Origin of the sequence: Myxococcus sp. CA039A (assembly GCF_013336645.1) — a bacterium.
Lineage (GTDB): Bacteria > Myxococcota > Myxococcia > Myxococcales > Myxococcaceae > Myxococcus > Myxococcus llanfairpwllgwyngyllgogerychwyrndrobwllllantysiliogogogochensis.
Genome location: NZ_JABUMQ010000102.1, coordinates 1 through 16,616 on the forward strand (window position 1 = coordinate 1; position 16,616 = coordinate 16,616).

The following is a 16,616-nucleotide window of genomic DNA, read 5'->3' on the forward strand; positions in this document are numbered from 1 at the left end:
GGCATGTGCGTCACCGGGCACCCTCACTCCCCCCACGGGCCCCCTAGCCGAGCAGGTCCAGGAGCCAGGACCGACGGCGCTGACGAGGCAGCAGCCTCAGCCGACGCAGTTCCTTGCGCTTCACCCGCCCCTCCACGGCGCTGTGCACCGACAGTTGACCCGGTCCACGCAGCAGCAACCCGAGGGCGATGGCACACAGCGCGACGTTGAACTCGTACCCGCCCTTGGTGTTGTCGAAGCCCTTGGAGCCATGCACCTTGGCGATGGCGAAAGCCTGGGTGACGAGCACCGCCAACGCGGCGGGCCGGGTGGCGAAGCCCAGGATGGCGCTCACACCCGCGAGCACCTCCGTCACGCCGGTGGCCAGCACCAGGGGCCGGGCGGGAGTGAGCCCGAGCTGCTCGAAGAAGCCCGCGTGCTGCTCGGTGCCTTCCTTGCGCAGCTTGGCCAGCCCATGGACCACCATCGTCGAGCCAAGTGACAGGCGCGGAGGCAGCAAGGCCGCCGCCTTGAGGATGTCGGGTTGCTCGGTCAGCATCACCGCGTTCATGCCCTGTTCTCCTTGCTGGAGGGCCATGCATGGGCCCATCCGGGAAACCTGGGTACGTTGGGAACGGACCGCGCGCGTCGCACGGGTGGCCACCTTCCCCTCCCTCGGAGGGCAGGCGGACCCACGGCCGCTCCGCTCCGCCCTTCACGGCCACCAATCAAGGTGGCTCGACCCGGAGCACGGCCGGCGCCAGACTGGCGAGTCCATGGCCCTCCGCGACGTGTTCCTGTCCCTGGCGTTGTCGCTGTCCGCTCCGGCCCTCGCGCAAGAAGGCGTCACCGTGAGCGTGCGCTGCACGGAGACGTGCACGGTGGTCTTCGACGGGAAGCGAGGACGTCGAGTGAACGAGGCCCTCTGGGAGTTCCAGGGCATCGCCCCGGGAGCACGGCGCGTGGAGGCCACGGGTGTGCTGGGCCGGCCCCTGGCGAGCGGCTTCGCGGACATCCCCGACACGGCCCTGGCGACCGTCTATCTCGTCAGCAACCAGCGCATCGTCGTGAGGAAGGAGAGCACCTCCTCACCCGGCACTCCTGAGTGGGTGGAGGGGAGCTCGCGAGTCGCACGCGTCTCCGAACGCACCCCGAGCCCGCCGCCGCCTCCACCTTCCACCGCGAAGAGCGTGGCCATCGTGCGCTGTCTGGAAGACTGCGCGGTGATGCTCGACGGGCAAAGGGGAACGCGTCGAGACGAGCGGACCTGGGAGTTCCGGAACGTGGAGCCCGGCAAGCGCCGAGTGGAGGGCACAGCCGAGCTGCTCCAGCGGAAGCTCTTCGCCAGCTACATCGACGTGCCCGCGGGCACGGAGGCCAGGTATCAGGGGGACTCCAAGGGCCGGGTCATCCTCACGGAGCACTGGGCGCTCGCGGATGTCGAAGAGGCCCGTGAGAAGGCGGGACTCGCGGACGCCTCGCGTCTCCATGTCCGCTGTCTCAAGTCCTGTGAGGTGTCACTGGACGGCGCTCGCAAGGGTGACGAAGGAGGCTCGGGTGGAGTCATCCAGGACGTGAAACCAGGGCGGCGCGAATTGAAGGTGATGTTCACCCTGGGCAAGCAGCAGCGCCGCCTGACACTCGACGTGCCGGCGAGAAGCGAGGTGTTCATCACCGCGTCGGAGGGTGGCGGCCTCCAGGTGACGAACACGAAGCCCCTGGGCGCCGAATAGCCGAGTCACCTGTCCGAGCACCCAGGCACGCCTCCCCCGCCTGACACGGGAGTTTCGATTGCCGACATGACGATATTCGAATATTATCATGTCATCATGCCAGTCACAGCCTCGACTCTCGAAGTCCGTCCACTGAGTCGGACCCTCAAGGCGCTGGGGGACGAGACGCGCCTGCGCATCATCGCGCTCCTGTCGCATTCGGAGCTGTGCGTCTGTCACCTCGAGCGCGCGCTCGAACTCCCGCAGTCCAACACCTCTCGGCAGCTCGCCGTCCTCAAGGCCGCGGGCCTCGTTGAGTCACGACGGGAAGGAAGCTGGGTGTACTACCGGCTCTCGCCTCAACTGGATGCGCTGTGCGACTCCCAGGTGAAGGCGCTCGTCGCGGCCTTTGCTTCCCGGGATGCGATTCGCCGTGAAGTGGCGCGACTGCTCAAGGCGTGTGGCCCCGATGCATGCACCTGAGGCCCCCATGAGTTCGCCGACAGTCCCCGTCGGTGTCGCCAGAAAGCTCTCCCTCCTCGACCGGCTGCTGCCCGTGTGGATTGTCGCGGCCATGGTCCTGGGCATCGGCCTGGGCCGAGCATTCCCGGACCTGGGCACGCGGCTCGACACGGTGAAGCTGGACACCGTCTCACTGCCCATCGCCCTGGGGCTGCTGTGGATGATGTACCCGGTGCTGGCGAAGGTGCGCTACGGCGAGCTCGGGCAACTGAAGACGCGGGGCAAGCTCTTCGCCACCTCGCTGGTGCTCAACTGGGTCGTGGGCCCGGTGCTGATGTTCGCCCTGGCGTGGTTGTTCCTCCCGGACCTGCCCCACTATCGCAACGGCCTCATCCTCATCGGACTGGCTCGCTGCATCGCCATGGTCCTCATCTGGAACATGCTCGCCTGTGGAAGCAACGAGGTGGCCGCCGTCCTGGTGGCGCTCAACTCGGTGTTCCAGATTCTCTTCTACTCGGTGCTCGGCTGGCTCTTCCTCACCGTCATCCCGGGGTGGTTCGGCCAGACGGGAGCGGTGTTCGACGTGTCGATGTGGAGCATCGCCCGGAGCGTGCTCATCTTCCTCGGGGTGCCACTCGTGGCGGGCGCGCTGACTCGCGGGGTGCTCACGAAGTGGAAGGGCGAGGCGTGGTACGAGCAGCGCTTCCTCCCGCGACTGGGGCCCACGGCGCTGCTGGGGCTGCTGTACACCATCGTCCTCATGTTCGCGATGCAGGGCGAGAAGATGATGCGCCTTCCCCTGGACGTCGTTCGCATCTCCCTGCCGCTGCTCGTCTACTTCGCCGTCATGTTCACGAGCGCCTTCTTCGTCTCGCGAAAGCTGGGCTTCAACTACGAGGAGACGACCTCGCTCTCCTTCACCGCGGCGGGCAACAACTTCGAGCTGGCCATCGCCGTCGCGGTGGGTGTCTTCGGCATGGCCTCGGGCGAAGCGCTCGCGGGCGTGGTGGGGCCCTTGATTGAAGTGCCCGCGCTCATCTCCCTCGTCTATCTGTCGCTGTGGCTCCGGCGCGGATTCTTTCCAGAGGCCTCGACATGAACCTCGTCATCTTCGCCTGTGTCCACAACGCGGGGCGCTCGCAGATGGCGGCGGCCTTCTTCAACGCGATGGCGGACCCCACCAAGGCACGGGCCCTCTCGGCGGGAACGAACCCGGGAACGCAGGTCCATCCCGAGGTGCGCACCGCCATGGCGGAGGTAGGCATCGACCTGTCGACGGCTCGGCCCCAGCTCCTCACGGACGCGCTGGCGCAAGACGCCCAGTGGCTCGTCACCATGGGGTGTGGCGATGCGTGTCCTGTCGTCCCGGGGTTGAAGCGAGGCGACTGGCCGCTGGAAGACCCCAAGGGCAAGCCCGTCGAGCGGGTGCGCGAGATTCGAGACGAAGTCCGTGCCCGTGTGGTCGACTTCCTGTCCCGAGAGGAGTGGTCACGATGACTGTCACGCTGCGGCCTGCCCGACCCGAGGACCTGGGCCCTGTCGAAGCCCTGTTGACCTCGGCGGGACTTCCGCTCCAGGGAGTCGCACGCCACCTGCCCGCGTTCCTTGTCGCCGAACACGAGGGAGCCATCGTCGGGGCCGCCGGTCTCGAGGTGTACGCCACCGGCGCCTTGCTCCGCTCCGTCGTCATCGCCCCCGCGCGGAAGGGACAGGGGCTGGGCGCAAAGCTGATTCACCGGCTGGTCCAGAAGGCGGAGGCAGAGGGAATCGGCACGGTGTTCCTGCTCACCACGACGGCGGAGGACTACTTCCCGCGCTTCGGGTTCACTCGCATCGAGCGAGCCAACCTCCCTCCCGAGTTCCAGGCCTCCGAAGAGCTTCGAGGCGCGTGTCCCGCCAGCGCCGTGGTGATGCGCCGCACCGCACCTCCGGTCGGGTAGCCGCTCAGTCGCTCTCGTTCGGAGGCGGTGCCTGCTCCGCGAGGGGCGGGTCCATCAGCGCGGCGACCTCGGGGGCGTAGCCTCCGGGTCCTTCACCGTGGACGACGAGCGGTGGGCGCACGGTGAGGCCCCTGTCCCTGTCACGCACGGCCTGCACGAGAAACCGCGTCGCGGGGGCATCCACGCGCGAGTGGACGAAGCGCAGGACGCGAGGATGCAGCTTCGCCTGGGCCAGGAACCCAAGGACCTCGGCCGCGCGCGCCGCGGGATACACCAGGCTCACCAGTCCCCCGGGAGTGAGCGCGAAACGCGCCGCCGTGATGACGGCCTGGGCATCACAGGCCACCTCGGACTTGGAGATGGCGCGCTCGTCATCCGGGCTGCGGACTCCCGCGTCGGCGACTCGGAAGGGAGGGTTCGACACGACATGGCCGTAGGCGCCGCTGGTGACGAACTCCCGGATGCGACACAGGTCCCCGAGCACCGGCCGCACCCGGGCCTCACAGGCATTGAGCGCCACCGCGCGCGTGAGCCGAGCGAACACGGCGGGCTGGAGTTCAAGGGCATCCACGGGCCCCAGGCCGAATTGTTTCACCAGGAGCAATGACACCACGCCGCTGCCCGCGCCCAGTTCGAGGACAGGACTCGCGGGGCTCGGGGTAGACTCGGTGGCCGCGAAGTGCGCGAGCAACACGGCATCCAGCGTGAAGCGGTAGCCATTGCGTCGTTGAAACACGCGCACGCCCGCCGTACCGATGGAGTCGAGCGTCTCGTCCGGGCCGGGCTGAAGGTGGGAGGGTGTCACGGGGTGAGTCCCGCAAGCTTGCATCCGCGTCGCACACGCGTCCACTGGGGTGGCACGGGTGTCCTGTCACGGGCTCACGAGGACTGATAGAGATGAAACATGGGGCACCCGTCCACCGAGAATCGCACCCCCTTCATCTTCGAGCCCCTGTTCCTCACCGATGAGGTGTTGCGGCCCCTGTTCGTGCCCGTGGTGAAGGCCACGTTCGACTTGAAGCCTCGCGGTGCGCCGGTGCTCGCGGAGGAGCAGGCGCCCTTGATGGTCGCGGGTGAGCGCTGGGACGGAGCAGAGACCTCCAGCCCGCGCCTGGAGCCCGAGAGCGCGTTCACCAAGGTCGGCACGGACGTGGTGCTGCTGGGACACGCGCATGCGCCCAAGGTGGGGACGCGCGAGTTGCTCGCGGAGTTGCATGTCGGGCCCATCCACAAGCAGGTGCGCGTGGTGGGAGACAGGACGTGGTTCAAGAGCCTGGGTGGCATCGGCATCACCCAGCCGCTGGCGTTCGAGCGCATCCCCCTGCGCTACGAGCGGTCCTTCGGGGGTTGGGACAAGAGCGCGCAGGACGCCGCGAAACACACGTTCGAGCCTCGTAATCCACTGGGCACGGGCTTTCGAGCCAAGGGGAGTCGGTTCGAGGAAGGGCTCCGGCTGCCGAATCTGGAGTCGCCCACGGATGTGTTGAAGATGTGGGGCCAGTGCCCGACGCCCACGGGGTTCGGCTTCATCGAGCCGCACTGGCAACCGCGCGCGTCCTATGCGGGGACGTATGACGACGCGTGGCGCAAGTCGCGCAGCCCGCTGTTGCCGAAGGACTTCGACCGGCGATTCTTGAATGGGGCGCCCAAGGACCAACTCGTCACGGAGTACCTACGGGGCGGTGAGTCCGTGTTGCTCGCGCACGTGGCGCCTGGGGGGGTGATGGGCTTCAAGCTGCCCGCGCTGGCGGCGCCACGGGTGCTGGCACCGCGAGCACGGGGATTGGATGACGCGGATTTGGAGTTGAAGTTGGACACGGTCGTCATCGACACGGATGCGATGAAGCTGTTCCTCGTGTGGCGAGGGACGTTCACCCTGCAGCGCGAGCCGACAGAGCTGCGTTCCATCCAGGTGACGTGTGACGCCGCCGAGGGGCTCGTCCCCGGGCAAGCCGTCGGGACGGGGTGACGTCCGAGGGCGCGGAGGGGCTCGTTCCCGGGCAACCCGTCGGACTGGGGTGACGCGCGACGGCGCGGCAGAGATCCCTCGCAGGCAATCTGTTGGGCTGGGGTGACGTGCGCCGGCGCGGCGAGGTTCGTTTCCGTCATCACGCCGGCCCGGGGTGACAACCGAGAGCGGGCGTCGCCGGGCAGCCCATCGTCCGCGGTGACGCGGGCTACCCAGTCGGAGTTGTCTGAAGGGCCCAGTCGCCTGTGTAGGTCACCGTCATGGGAACGCGGGCGAGGGGAGGGCAATAGCGGAAGCTGGTGTCCTCGGGAGCGATGCCGGCGCGCTCGGCCAGCCGCAGCAGGGCGAGTCCTTCCAGCCAGATGAACCGATGTGGCGCGAAGGACGTCACGGGCGTCGACAGTGAGCGGGCACGCTTCTCGGTGGAGAGGCCGTACTCGAGACACGTGGTGGCGAAGGCCTCTGCGAAGGCGGTCCGGTCGGCGGAGGCCAGGGCCCGAGCGACGGCGACGCGGCTGGCGTAGGGCTCCTTGCCCACCTTCTCCAGGGGAACGAGCGCGCGCTCCAGGGCGACGGACGAGGCGGGTGGGGTGCGCGCGAGGAGTTGGAGGGTGGAGGCCCAGAGAAACTCGTCCTCGTACTCGGCGCCCTGTTGCCACTGGGTGCTGGAGGTGGCGGCGACAGCCTCCGCGAGGGGGAAGTGGCCGGCGGCGAGGGCACCCAACAGGGGGGGATTGCGCCGGGCTGGGGGAGGAGGGAGTCCGCGAGCCTCGAGGAGGAGGTGGAGGCGGCGAGCGTTCTCGGCCATTCGGCAGAGGTTGAGGAAGAACCCCTGGGGGTTGCCGTCGACGAGCAGGGTGGCGACGGCGATGAGGTGCAGGTCGAGGGAGATACCGTCAAGCCGGGTGAGGAGACTGGGGCGGTCGGCACCGGGGTCGAACCGGCTCAGTTTTTCACCCAGTGAGTCAGCCGCGTCAGCGCGAAGGGAAATCAGGCGAGCCATGGGAGAAGTGCGGGTGAGCGTAGCCTGGAAACGAGCCTTCGGGCAGCATTGACGTCAAGAGGTGGCGACCTTGCGCCATCCTCGCTCCAGGTGGGTGTGCGCATGAGCAACCTCAGTGCGAACGAGATGAACACGGCGCTGTCGCAGCGCCTCTTGGCCATCTTCGAGCGAAGCCGGGACCGGAAGTACGCGGCGGCCAAGGAAGCGAATAAGAAGAAGCCGAAGCCAGCGGAGGAGTCTGCGGACGACGCGGACCACGTGGACAGCAACGCGCAGCCGCGCGGGGTGCTCGGCAAGGATAATTACTATGCGCAGAACGGCTCGAACTACATCGCGTCGCTGGACGGGCGCGGCGTGTACCGAGTGTTCGACCATCCGCACCTGGATGAAATCCGGGACATGGTGCGCGAGACAGCGGAGTTCCCGGGAGGACCGCCGGAGAACTTCAATCCGAGGGCGAAGGACAAGGAGAAGAAGCCCGCGCTTCAGAAGTACCCGTACGCATGGGAGGCCCACCACATCCTCCCGGGCTCGGCGTTCTATTACGAGCTGAAGAGCGGGACCGCCTTCACGTACCAGCAGCTCCGGCTGATTCTCCAGTCCGAGTACAACCTGAATCACGGTCACAACATCATCATGTTGCCGGACCAGGCATGGGCAGTGCCGGTCCACGCGCTCCTGCAACACCCGGGCGACCATCCCAACTACACGCAGCAGGTGATGCAGGACATGAAAGTCATCGCCAAGAACCTACAGAAGGAGATTGATAAACAGAAAGACCACGGACTCTTGGTCACGGATATATTCAACAAATTAAAAGAATTGGAAGACGACTACTGGGACATTCTCGTCGATTTGAGCAGGGCTGTCGTCGCCACCGTCACGGCGGGCAAAGAGTACAAACATCCGCTTGTGAGATATGCCCCGAAAGACAAGAAAGCAAAGAGCCGCTATGAGTGGGGCTCTCTTTACTGAGATAAGGAAAAAGGAGTCATTATGAAGTATTTCGTCTTCAAGGTCATGTCGGTCGAAGGAGGGTTCATTGATGAGTATCCCAAAGGGAGCCCTACTGACTGGAAGTTCGATGAAGGCATCAGCCTCGCCAAGGAGTTTCCCATGGGTGGCGAGGTGTCCTTCTCTGATAACTATCCTGACCACCGGAACCTCTACGACTTCCAGCCCAACCTGATGAGCGATCTCCTCGTTTCAGGGCGAGGACGCAAAATCATCGAGTCGCTGGAACTCACCAATGCCGAGTGGCTGCCCGTCGTCGTCAAGGACCATAAGGGCAATGTCGTTGGCCCCGACTACGCCTTCCTCAACTTGCAGGGTGCCGAACCTGCCATCGACATGGAAAATTCTGTCTACAGGATGGATTCCCTGGCGAAAGATCAGATCGGCCGCGTCAAGAAGTTGGCCCTCAAATACGACGCCATCAATCCCCAGGCAAAGATGTTTCGCTGCACCATGCAGCGCCGTCTCACTCTCATTCGTGAGGACGTCCATGCCGCCTTCGTCCAGGCGGGCCTGACGGGATTCAAGGTCTACAATGCTGAAGGCTGGAACGGCCTGAACCTTTGATTCTTCCGAGAACCAAGTCCGTCACGCCCATGAACTACTTCGTCTTCAAGGTCATGGCTGAAGAAGCAGGGTTCATCGAAAGTTATCCGCGTGGAAGCCCGACGGATTGGAAGTTCGACAGGGGAATCAGCCTCGCCAAGGAGTTTCCAACGGGTGGCGAGGTCTCCTTCTCCAAGAACTATCCTGATGACCGGAACCTCTACGACTTCCAGCCCAACCTGATGAGCGACCTCCTGGTTTCAGGACGGGCACGCAAGCTCATCGAATCGCTGGAGGTCACCAACGCCGAGTGGCTTCCCGTCGTGGTCAAGGACCACAAAGGCAACGTCGTTGGTCCCGACTATGCCTTCCTCAACCTGCAGGGTGCCGAAGATGCCATCGACATGGCCCGCTCCGTCTACGATATAAATCATCTTGCAAAAGACCAGATTGGCCTCATCGAGAAGCTTGTACTCAAATCCGATGCCATCAGCCCTCAGGCCAAGATATTCCGCTGCACGACGGAAACCCGCCTCACTCTCATTAGAGAAGACGTCCTCGCTGCCTTCAATGAAGCTGGGCTAACGGGCTTCAGGGTCTATGAGGCCGAAGGCTGGGACGGCGTGGAAATCTGAGTTCATCATGTTCGAAGCCAATTGCATCGAAGAACAGCCCGCTGACATCGTTGCTCGCATCCTCGAGGAACAGGTGCCGTGCTTCGTCACAGCGCGCGAGGGAGTCCGCGGGGTTCTGCTTCCCCTGGACGAGGTCTACACCGAGGTTCTGGAACTGCATTCTCGCGTCATCGACGCGCGGATGAAGGACCTGGTCCGACCCGGCAAGGACATGGCCATGTACTGCATCCAGGTCAGCCTGTCGGACGAACATGACGCCATCCGCTTCAGTGATGAAGAGGGGGAACCCGTCCTCGCACTGGTGGGCGCCATGCGCTTCCTTCGTTGGATGGAAGAGTCCGAAGAAGAATCATGAAGCGCGCTCGATCACAGGACCGGCTGTGAAATACTTCGTCTTCAAGGTCATGGCCGTGGAAGCGGGGTTCGTCGACGAATACCCTCGTGGCAGCCCAACGAAATGGAAGTTCTCGAAAGGAATCAGCCTCGCCAGAGAGTTCCCCATGGGAGGCGAGGTTTCCTTCTCGGACAACTACCCCGACGACCGGAGCCTCTACGACTTCCAGCCCAACCTGATGAGCGGCCTCCTGGTTTCAGGACGGGCCCGCAAGATTATCGAGTCACTGGAAGTCACCAACGCCGAGTGGCTCCCCGTCGTGGTCAAGGACCAACAGGGAAGTGTCGTCGGCCCGGATTACGCCTTCCTCAACTTGCAGGGCGCCGAAGATGCCATCGACCTGGAGCGCTCTGACTACAGGATGGATGCCATTGCGAAGGACCAGATTGATCGCATCAACAATCTCGTCCTCAAGCCTGGAACCATCAGCCCACAGGCCATGATGTTCCGCTGCACCACGTATCTCCGCCTCATCCTCATTCGCGAAGACGTCCTCGCCGCCTTCGAACAGGCGGGGCTGACGGGCTTCAGGACCTATGAGGCCGAAGGCTGGGATGGCCTGGAGCTCTGAGCCCCGCCTACGTGCCCCGCTTGCGCCCCGCCGTCAGGTGGATTGCCGCCCGCTCCCCCGCATCCGCCGAGGAGAGCACCAGCACCATGGGCGCCGGCGCGTAGCCCCGCTCCAGTGCCCGAAACGTCAGCGCCGTCGCCACGGCCCCTGATGCCACTCCCGTGTGTCCGAAGCTCTTCGCCGGCATCCACACCGCGCTTCGCTCGAAGCGGGCATCCGTGTCCCTCAGGCGCACCTGGAGCATCCCCCACTCGAACGCCCTCGCGTACTGGCCATCATGGTCCGACACGAGCAACGGCGCGGACGCCTCCGCCCCCCATGGCCCCAGCGCCGCGAGCACCTGCCGCGTCAGCTCCTGCCCATCCGGCGGCTGCTCCCCATCCAGCGTCGCCGCATCACGCCCCTGCGCCACCCTCACGACGGCCAGGCTCGGCTCCACCGGCGCCTCACGCACCAGCAACAGCGCCACCGCAGCCTCTCCCGCCATCAACCCCGTGGCCATCCCTGGCGTCTTGAGCCGCTCCCGCTGGTGCAACAACGTCAGCGTCTCCGGCGAGACGAAGCTGTCCACCGCGCACACCAGCGCACGCTCCACCTTCGAACCTCGCAGGTCCTCTCCCGCCGCCGCCAGCGCCTGCGCGAAGGCCACGTTCCCCGCGTGGAACGCCTTCACGGAGCCCCTCCACGCCGGCAGGCCCAACGCCTGCCATGTCCCCTTCACCAGCCGGTCCACCAGCAACGCGATGCGCTCCGATGCCTCGTCCGGGTCCTCCTCGAACGGGTCCTTCTGGGTCGTGAAACCCCGAGCCTCCGGGTCCGGCAACACCAGGTAGAGCCCCACGTGCGGCCCCAGCGCCCGGAGGTCCTCCCGCGCTCCCAGGTCCACCAGCGCCTCCGCCAGCAACGCCACCAGCCGCCCCACTCCGGAGAAACCCAGGGTGGCGTCTCCCGCCGCGTGCACCGTAACGGGGCTCGGCTCCTCGTCGCCCTTCAGGAAGACCTCGAAGTCGGGCGCCGCCGATGGCCAGGCCATCCCCGCTCGAAACGCCGCCGAGGCGGGCACCAGCCCCCCCAACGACGACGACATTCCCATCACCTGGACCCATCCCACCATGCGCGCCTCGGCCTCCGTCGCCTGAAAACAGAGTCTTCCACGAGGCGTCACCACGAACCACCACCCCCGCTCGTACCAGCGCTCCGGGAGCGATACACTCGGCTTGAGACACACGAGGCCCCGGCCTCGTCAGGAGTCACCCGTCATGAGCGCGACCGTCGGTGTCAACAAGCTGTCCGTCGTCCACAAGGATACCAACGGGAACACCATCGCCTTCCCGGACGTGTGCAAGACGCCCAGCCCCGCCGGCCCCGTCCCCATCCCGTACCCCAACATCGCCATGTCCTCCGACACCGCGAAGGGCACGAAGAAGGTCTCCGTGGACGGCAAGCCCGTCTGCGTCGAGGACTCCAACTTCAGCACCAGCAGCGGTGACGAGGCTGGCTCCGCGGGCGGCGGCGTCGCCTCCAGCAAGACCAAGGGCAAGGCCGAGTTCGTCAACTACTCCTTCGACGTGAAGTTCGAAGGCAAGAGCGTGGCCCGGACCTTCGACCTCATGCTCCACAACGACAAGAACACCCCGCCCGCGCCGCTGCTCCAGGGGCCTGTCGTCGCGCTCGGCCAGGACGAGATGAAGGCCAAGTGCCTGGTCTGCGAAAAGGAGCTGTGAAGATTCGCCGGCCCACCGTTCGCTGGGAGCTGCTCGAACATCACCTCGAAGAGGCCGAGTTCCTCTGGACGCAGTGGGAACAGGCCCTCTGGAGTCCGGAGCTCACCCTCTCGGAAGTCTCGGACGGAGACGAGGGGCGCCTGCTCGCCCATCTGGATGCGCTCGTCCTGGGCGGTCCTCCCGCGGCCCGACGCTTCCTCGTGCCCGCCCTCGCCTCCGAGGAGCCCGCTCGCATCGCCGTCGCCACCTGGGTGCTGCTCTCCTCCGAAGACCCGAGCGGGCACGACGCTGTCTTCAAGTCCCTCGAAACCACTCCCGATGAGGCAGGCCCCGGCATCCTTCGCGCGCTGGAGCTGCTCGCGCGTGATGACCTCCACGCGGCCTTCCTGAAGCGACTGCCGGGACTTCCCCCCGAGGTCCAGGCGGGAATCGTCCGAGCGAGACGACTCCAGCGGCTCGCCTTGCCCGACACGTTGAACGGGGATGACGCCCTTCAGGCCGAGGTCCTCCGCGCCCTGCCTTACGTGCCTCGGACCGCCCTGGGCGACACCCAGGTGAAGCGCGCGCTAGGCCACGACAGCGCCCTGGTGCGAGACGCCGCGCTGGAGGTGGGCCTGCTGTTCGGTTCACGTGACGCCTGGACCGTGGCTCGTGAGCGGGCCGCGTCCCAGGAGCCCACTCCGCGCGCGGGGCTGCTCTCGCTGGCCGTGGCGGGAGACTCGAAGGACCTCGCGGACCTCGTGGGTCGGCTCGCGGATGAGCAGGTCCGCGAGGAGGTCATCTGGGCACTGGGCTTCAGCGGCAAGCCCGCCGCGGCGGAGTCCTTGCTCCCCCTGCTTCATGACGAAGACTGGGGACTGCTCGCCGCCTCGTCGTTCGCCGCCATCACCGGCCTTCCGCTCGCACCGCCCTTCATCCTGGAGGAACTTTCCGAGGAAGACGCGGCCGAGGAGGAAGAGGACGCCGAGGCTCCCGCACCAGAGGACCTGCGCGAGACGCTGCCCGGGCCCCGAGTCCTTCCTGGGCGCGTGGATGCCCACGCCGTGGAGCACTGGTGGGCGGGGCGACGTGCGAGCCTGATTCAGACGGAGCGCTACCTGCGGGGTACTCGTCTCACGGCGGAGGGACTGGCCACGGCCCTGGAGACAGAGCCGATGCGACGCCGTCCCGCGCTCGCCTGGGAGGTCGCCCTGCGCAGCGGCGGTGCGCTGTTCATCGAGCCCCGACTGTGGAGCCTCTCGCAGCGACAGCAGGCGCGGACGCTGGTGGCACAGCTCACACGCGGCTGGAACCGGCTGCAGAGCCGCTGAATCCACGGCGGAAGAGGGGACAGTGGGCACACCACCGTCCCCTCCGTTTCACGCTACGGCGTGTACACGACGGTGAGCACGGCGTTCGTCGAGTCCTTCACGAACAGGTACTGCGTCGCCGTCTGCTCCAGGCTGAAGCGCAGCCGAAGCTGCGTCCTCCCCGTCCGGTTGATGGAGGCCAGGCCCGCGCCGCTGAAGTCCGCCGAGGCCTTCGCCCCACTCGCGAACTTGTCGATGCTCGCCACTGCGGTCGCATCGGCCGCCGCCGCCCAGTCCGTGACTTCCGTGGACGCGGCGTTGAACGTCCCCGCCTTCACGTCGATGACCACCGTGTTCCCCGCCGGCGTCGACCACGCGTCGCCCGAGCCCGACGAGTAGCTCACCGTGAGATACGCCCGCGTCACCGTCGCCCCATCCGGCAGGCTCGACGTGTCGAATGAGACGAAGGAGCGGTTGTACTTCCCATCCGTCCCACGCCCCAGCGCCAGGTTCGTCAGCGTCCCCAGCACCGCCGCGCTGCCGTCCGCGTTCGCCTTCAGGTAGCCATCCTCCGCCGCGATGCTCGTGAAGCTCGCCGTCGTGGGCGTCGGCGTCCCCGTGTTGTTCACCGTGACGCTGGTATCGCTGTCCGTCGCCTGGTTCCCCGCGGCGTCATACGCCCGAGCCCCCAGCGTGTGCGCCCCGTTCCCCACGCCCTGGCTGTTCCATGTGAATTCGTACGGCGCCGCCGAGGCCGTCGCCACCGGGCTGCCATCCACCAGCAGCTCCACCCGCGCGACACCCACCGCGTCCGAGGCACTCACCACCACCTTCACCGCGCCGCTCACCGTCGTCCCACTCGCCGGAGACGTCACGTTCACCGTGGGCGGCGTGGTGTCACCGCTCGGCTCGCCACCGCCTCCGGTGAGGCCGAAGAACTTCGCCTGGTGATACACGGCGCAGATGTTCGCGTCCGTCACGTACGCGCCCGTGGAGCCACACGCCGTGGTGCTCCCGGGGAAGTTGTACTGCGCGTCGAACGCCACCGCGTGACCCATGCCGGTGATTTCCCACGTCTCGACGAGCGCCCGGCCCGCGCCGTCGCGGTAGACCTTGTGCGGGAAGCCAGACACCGTCTCCGTCGTGTCCGGCGTCTGGTCGATGCCGTGAACGTTGGTCCACTGCTCCATCGCCTCCGTGCCGTTCATCGGCCGGACGGTGAAGTCGCTCGTCCCGTACCAGATGGACACCGGCGGACGCGGCCCCGTGTAGCCCGCGTAGCCACTCCGCGCCAAATCCCCCCACGCCGCGGGCGTCTTGTCCGTGCCCGGGCTCATGCACGAGAACGCCGCGTTCATCGACGTGGCGCACTTGTACGGCCCTCCCGCGTTGATGGCCCCCGCGGAGAAGACGTCCGGATACACGGAGAGCAGCGCCGGAGCCATGTACCCACCGGCCGAGAAGCCGACGACGTACACCCGCGACGCGTCGATGGAGTACGCCGCCTTCATCGCGTCCACCATCTGCTTGATGGACAGCGCCTCGCCCGAGCCACGCGCGATGTCACCCGGCTCGAACCAGTTGAAACAACTGGTCGCGTTGTTGCCGCTCGCCTGCTGCGGATACACCACGTAGAACTTGTAGACGTTGGCCGCCGCCGTCCAACCACTCAGCTCCATGCCCGTCGCGTTCTGCGTGCAGCCGTGGAGCACCACCACCAGCGGCGCGTTCGCCGCCACACCCGTCGGCACGTGGCGATACATCGCCAGGTTGCCCGGGTTGCTGCCAAAGCCCGTCACCTGCGTCAGCCCCAGCTCGGACTGTCCCAGCTCCGGCTCGGCCAGCACGGAGGGCTCGGCGTCGAGCCCACCACAGCCCACGGCTCCCGCGAACAACCACGCGGCGAGGGTGAATCGAGAACACGTCGAAGTGAATCGGGGACGCTGCGAGGACATGGTGCCTCCCGGGCCGCCGGGGGGAAAAGACGGCCACGGGCCGCAACGTGACTCCCCCGCATCTCCCGGGTTCAAGGCGCGCCGCGTCGCCTCGACGGTGAAATATGAACCAGGATTCATTTTATGCACTGCGTCGAATTTCCATGAAACATGAACCATTCTTCAGTTCACGTTCCGCTCGGGAATCCGACCCTGGCTGCCGTCACCCGCGAAACACCGAGACAACGTCCTCCGTCAGGCTCACGGCAGCCGACCTCCACCAGGACGACTCCGGGGCCTCTCGGCGCGCCACCCGGTGACAGGACCGCCTTTCCCCAGCCGAGCGCGGACCTCTGGGGTCCACGGACCGGCGGGGCAGGGCACCTCATGCCCTGTGCTCTTCGTCAGAGCACCAGGCGCCGAGCACCGAGCTCGGACTCAGGACGCGGGGCGCTCGGCGGCGAGGCGTTCGGCCACGTCGATGACTCGGGCCTCCACGCACACGCCATCCAGGTGGTTGGCTTCCACCAGGCCCGTGGGGCTCGTCACGTTCACCTCGGTGAGGTAGTCGCCGAGCACGTCGATGCCCACGAGCAGGAGGCCGCGCTTGCGCAGCTCGGGCTTGAGCCGCTCGCAGATTTCCAAGTCGCGCGCCGTGAGCACCGCCTTGTGAGGCGTCCCACCGGCGGCCATGTTCCCGCGGTGGTCGTCTCCGGACGGCACTCGCAAGACGCCGCCCACCGGCTCGCCATCCACCAGGAGGATGCGCTTGTCGCCCAGGCGGCTCTCCGGAATGTACGCCTGCGCGACGACGGCCTCGCGGCCTCCCTGGGTGAGCAGCTCCACGGCCGAACGCGCGTTCCTGTCACCCCGCGACAGGAAGAGGATGCCCTTGCCGCCAAAGCCGTCGATGGGCTTGAGGATGGTGCCCGCCTCGTTGCGCGCGATGAAGTCCAGCAGCACCGGCAGCTCGCGGGTGATGCGGGTGTCCGGCATCAGGTCCGGATAGCGCAGGGCGAAGAGCTTCTCATTCGCATCCCGGATGCCCGCCGGGTCGTTGATGTAGACGGGCTTGCGGCCCTGACATAGCTCCACCAGCTGTGTCGCATGGAGAAATTCAGAGTCGACGGGCGGGTCCTTGCGCAGGAAGAGCACGTCCAGGTTCGACAGCGGATGCGTCGCCTCGTCGAGCACGTCGAAGTGCCGGCCCAGCTCCCGGCGCACGGTGACATGGCGCATGCGCGCCTCCGCGCAGCGCCCGTTGAACCGCAGCCAGCCCTGCTCGAAGTAGAGCACCCGGTGGCCGCGCTTCTGGGCCTCCAGCATCAGCGCGAAGGTGGAGTCATGGTCCACTCGCACGGTCTCGAGCGGGTCCATCAGGAAGCCAATGGTGAGCGCGGCCATAGTCTCGTCGAAGGTGATTGAAAGGGTGCGCGAAGATAAC

General features: G+C 66.5%; 19 protein-coding genes. 13 read left to right on the forward strand and 6 right to left on the reverse strand.

From position 1 onward, the window contains the following. Window positions 1-43: 43 nt before the first annotated feature. Window positions 44-577, reverse strand: a complete 534-nt coding sequence (locus HR086_RS18535; protein WP_373564322.1) for a DoxX family protein — start codon at window positions 575-577, stop codon at window positions 44-46. Window positions 578-755: 178 nt separating this feature from the next. Between HR086_RS18535 and HR086_RS18540 the strand changes: the two genes are divergently transcribed. The 5 genes from HR086_RS18540 (at window position 756) to arsN2 (ending at window position 4,093) form a co-directional block, all read left to right on the forward strand. Continuing rightward, complete coding sequence (locus HR086_RS18540) at window positions 756-1,712, forward strand: hypothetical protein (RefSeq protein ID WP_174466277.1); 957 nt, start codon at window positions 756-758, stop codon at window positions 1,710-1,712. Window positions 1,713-1,808: 96 nt separating this feature from the next. Then, a complete protein-coding gene (locus tag HR086_RS18545) occupies window positions 1,809-2,174 on the forward strand; it encodes a metalloregulator ArsR/SmtB family transcription factor (RefSeq protein ID WP_174456241.1) in 366 nt (121 codons plus the stop codon). 7 nt (window positions 2,175-2,181) lie between these two features. Next, window positions 2,182-3,252, forward strand: coding sequence for an ACR3 family arsenite efflux transporter (arsB, locus tag HR086_RS18550; protein ID WP_217441857.1), 1,071 nt, complete (start codon window positions 2,182-2,184; stop codon window positions 3,250-3,252). Continuing rightward, window positions 3,249-3,650: an arsenate reductase ArsC gene (locus HR086_RS18555; protein ID WP_174466279.1), complete on the forward strand. Its 402-nt coding sequence runs from the start codon at window positions 3,249-3,251 to the stop codon at window positions 3,648-3,650. Before arsB ends, HR086_RS18555 begins: the two co-directional genes overlap by 4 nt. After that, a complete protein-coding gene (gene arsN2, locus HR086_RS18560; protein WP_174460355.1) occupies window positions 3,647-4,093 on the forward strand; it encodes an arsenic resistance N-acetyltransferase ArsN2 in 447 nt (148 codons plus the stop codon). The genes HR086_RS18555 and arsN2 overlap by 4 nt, the downstream gene beginning before the upstream one ends. A 4-nt stretch (window positions 4,094-4,097) precedes the next feature. Here arsN2 and HR086_RS18565 read toward each other — a convergent pair whose 3' ends face one another. Next, entirely contained in the window at window positions 4,098-4,922 is an 825-nt protein-coding gene (locus HR086_RS18565) for a tRNA1(Val) (adenine(37)-N6)-methyltransferase (protein WP_174466280.1), read from the reverse strand. Between the two features lie 75 nt (window positions 4,923-4,997). Here HR086_RS18565 and HR086_RS18570 point away from each other — a divergent pair, with 75 nt between their 5' ends. Then, window positions 4,998-6,062 (forward strand): DUF2169 domain-containing protein, encoded by a 1,065-nt coding sequence (locus HR086_RS18570; protein WP_174466281.1) that lies wholly within the window; start codon window positions 4,998-5,000, stop codon window positions 6,060-6,062. A gap of 208 nt (window positions 6,063-6,270) precedes the next feature. Here HR086_RS18570 and HR086_RS18575 read toward each other — a convergent pair whose 3' ends face one another. Then, complete coding sequence (locus tag HR086_RS18575; protein ID WP_174466282.1) at window positions 6,271-7,065, reverse strand: hypothetical protein; 795 nt, start codon at window positions 7,063-7,065, stop codon at window positions 6,271-6,273. Between the two features lie 102 nt (window positions 7,066-7,167). On the opposite strand from HR086_RS18575, the gene HR086_RS18580 reads away from it, so the two are divergent. The 5 genes from HR086_RS18580 to HR086_RS18600 are packed head-to-tail and all read left to right on the forward strand — an operon-like array spanning window position 7,168 to window position 10,225. Then, window positions 7,168-8,040, forward strand: a complete 873-nt coding sequence (locus HR086_RS18580) for an AHH domain-containing protein (RefSeq protein WP_174456089.1) — start codon at window positions 7,168-7,170, stop codon at window positions 8,038-8,040. Between the two features lie 21 nt (window positions 8,041-8,061). Next, complete coding sequence (locus HR086_RS18585; protein ID WP_174456088.1) at window positions 8,062-8,646, forward strand: imm11 family protein; 585 nt, start codon at window positions 8,062-8,064, stop codon at window positions 8,644-8,646. A 29-nt stretch (window positions 8,647-8,675) separates the two neighbouring features. Further along, window positions 8,676-9,260 (forward strand): imm11 family protein, encoded by a 585-nt coding sequence (locus tag HR086_RS18590; protein WP_174456087.1) that lies wholly within the window; start codon window positions 8,676-8,678, stop codon window positions 9,258-9,260. Between the two features lie 7 nt (window positions 9,261-9,267). After that, window positions 9,268-9,615 carry a hypothetical protein gene (locus HR086_RS18595; RefSeq protein ID WP_141648256.1) on the forward strand — a complete coding sequence of 116 codons (348 nt, stop codon included), beginning with the start codon at window positions 9,268-9,270 and terminating at the stop codon, window positions 9,613-9,615. Window positions 9,616-9,640: 25 nt separating this feature from the next. Next, complete coding sequence (locus tag HR086_RS18600; RefSeq protein ID WP_141648255.1) at window positions 9,641-10,225, forward strand: imm11 family protein; 585 nt, start codon at window positions 9,641-9,643, stop codon at window positions 10,223-10,225. A gap of 7 nt (window positions 10,226-10,232) precedes the next feature. Here HR086_RS18600 and HR086_RS49425 read toward each other — a convergent pair whose 3' ends face one another. Beyond that, window positions 10,233-11,339: a hypothetical protein gene (locus HR086_RS49425; RefSeq protein WP_174466283.1), complete on the reverse strand. Its 1,107-nt coding sequence runs from the start codon at window positions 11,337-11,339 to the stop codon at window positions 10,233-10,235. Between the two features lie 145 nt (window positions 11,340-11,484). Between HR086_RS49425 and HR086_RS18610 the strand changes: the two genes are divergently transcribed. Together HR086_RS18610 and HR086_RS18615 are read left to right on the forward strand one after the other, a co-directional pair. Next, window positions 11,485-11,949, forward strand: a complete 465-nt coding sequence (locus HR086_RS18610) for a DUF4150 domain-containing protein (protein WP_174456084.1) — start codon at window positions 11,485-11,487, stop codon at window positions 11,947-11,949. Further along, window positions 11,946-13,259 (forward strand): TIGR02270 family protein, encoded by a 1,314-nt coding sequence (locus HR086_RS18615; protein ID WP_174466284.1) that lies wholly within the window; start codon window positions 11,946-11,948, stop codon window positions 13,257-13,259. The genes HR086_RS18610 and HR086_RS18615 overlap by 4 nt, the downstream gene beginning before the upstream one ends. A 53-nt stretch (window positions 13,260-13,312) precedes the next feature. Here HR086_RS18615 and HR086_RS18620 read toward each other — a convergent pair whose 3' ends face one another. Continuing rightward, window positions 13,313-15,193, reverse strand: coding sequence for a PHB depolymerase family esterase (locus HR086_RS18620; protein WP_174466285.1), 1,881 nt, complete (start codon window positions 15,191-15,193; stop codon window positions 13,313-13,315). Between the two features lie 417 nt (window positions 15,194-15,610). Further along, window positions 15,611-16,576, reverse strand: a complete 966-nt coding sequence (gene gshB / locus HR086_RS18625; protein WP_174460344.1) for a glutathione synthase — start codon at window positions 16,574-16,576, stop codon at window positions 15,611-15,613. Window positions 16,577-16,616 lie beyond the last annotated feature (40 nt).

Bases quoted from the DNA above. Each gene is read 5' to 3' on its own strand.
- HR086_RS18535 (WP_373564322.1), bottom strand. From the start codon at position 577: ATGGCCCTCCAGCAAGGAGAACAGGGCATGAACGCGGTGATGCTGACC.
- HR086_RS18540 (WP_174466277.1), top strand. From the start codon at position 756: ATGGCCCTCCGCGACGTGTTCCTGTCCCTGGCGTTGTCGCTGTCCGCT.
- HR086_RS18545 (WP_174456241.1), top strand. From the start codon at position 1,809: ATGCCAGTCACAGCCTCGACTCTCGAAGTCCGTCCACTGAGTCGGACC.
- arsB (WP_217441857.1), top strand. From the start codon at position 2,182: ATGAGTTCGCCGACAGTCCCCGTCGGTGTCGCCAGAAAGCTCTCCCTC.
- HR086_RS18555 (WP_174466279.1), top strand. From the start codon at position 3,249: ATGAACCTCGTCATCTTCGCCTGTGTCCACAACGCGGGGCGCTCGCAG.
- arsN2 (WP_174460355.1), top strand. From the start codon at position 3,647: ATGACTGTCACGCTGCGGCCTGCCCGACCCGAGGACCTGGGCCCTGTC.
- HR086_RS18565 (WP_174466280.1), bottom strand. From the start codon at position 4,922: ATGCAAGCTTGCGGGACTCACCCCGTGACACCCTCCCACCTTCAGCCC.
- HR086_RS18570 (WP_174466281.1), top strand. From the start codon at position 4,998: ATGGGGCACCCGTCCACCGAGAATCGCACCCCCTTCATCTTCGAGCCC.
- HR086_RS18575 (WP_174466282.1), bottom strand. From the start codon at position 7,065: ATGGCTCGCCTGATTTCCCTTCGCGCTGACGCGGCTGACTCACTGGGT.
- HR086_RS18580 (WP_174456089.1), top strand. From the start codon at position 7,168: ATGAGCAACCTCAGTGCGAACGAGATGAACACGGCGCTGTCGCAGCGC.
- HR086_RS18585 (WP_174456088.1), top strand. From the start codon at position 8,062: ATGAAGTATTTCGTCTTCAAGGTCATGTCGGTCGAAGGAGGGTTCATT.
- HR086_RS18590 (WP_174456087.1), top strand. From the start codon at position 8,676: ATGAACTACTTCGTCTTCAAGGTCATGGCTGAAGAAGCAGGGTTCATC.
- HR086_RS18595 (WP_141648256.1), top strand. From the start codon at position 9,268: ATGTTCGAAGCCAATTGCATCGAAGAACAGCCCGCTGACATCGTTGCT.
- HR086_RS49425 (WP_174466283.1), bottom strand. From the start codon at position 11,339: ATGGTGGGATGGGTCCAGGTGATGGGAATGTCGTCGTCGTTGGGGGGG.
- HR086_RS18610 (WP_174456084.1), top strand. From the start codon at position 11,485: ATGAGCGCGACCGTCGGTGTCAACAAGCTGTCCGTCGTCCACAAGGAT.
- HR086_RS18620 (WP_174466285.1), bottom strand. From the start codon at position 15,193: ATGTCCTCGCAGCGTCCCCGATTCACTTCGACGTGTTCTCGATTCACC.
- gshB (WP_174460344.1), bottom strand. From the start codon at position 16,576: ATGGCCGCGCTCACCATTGGCTTCCTGATGGACCCGCTCGAGACCGTG.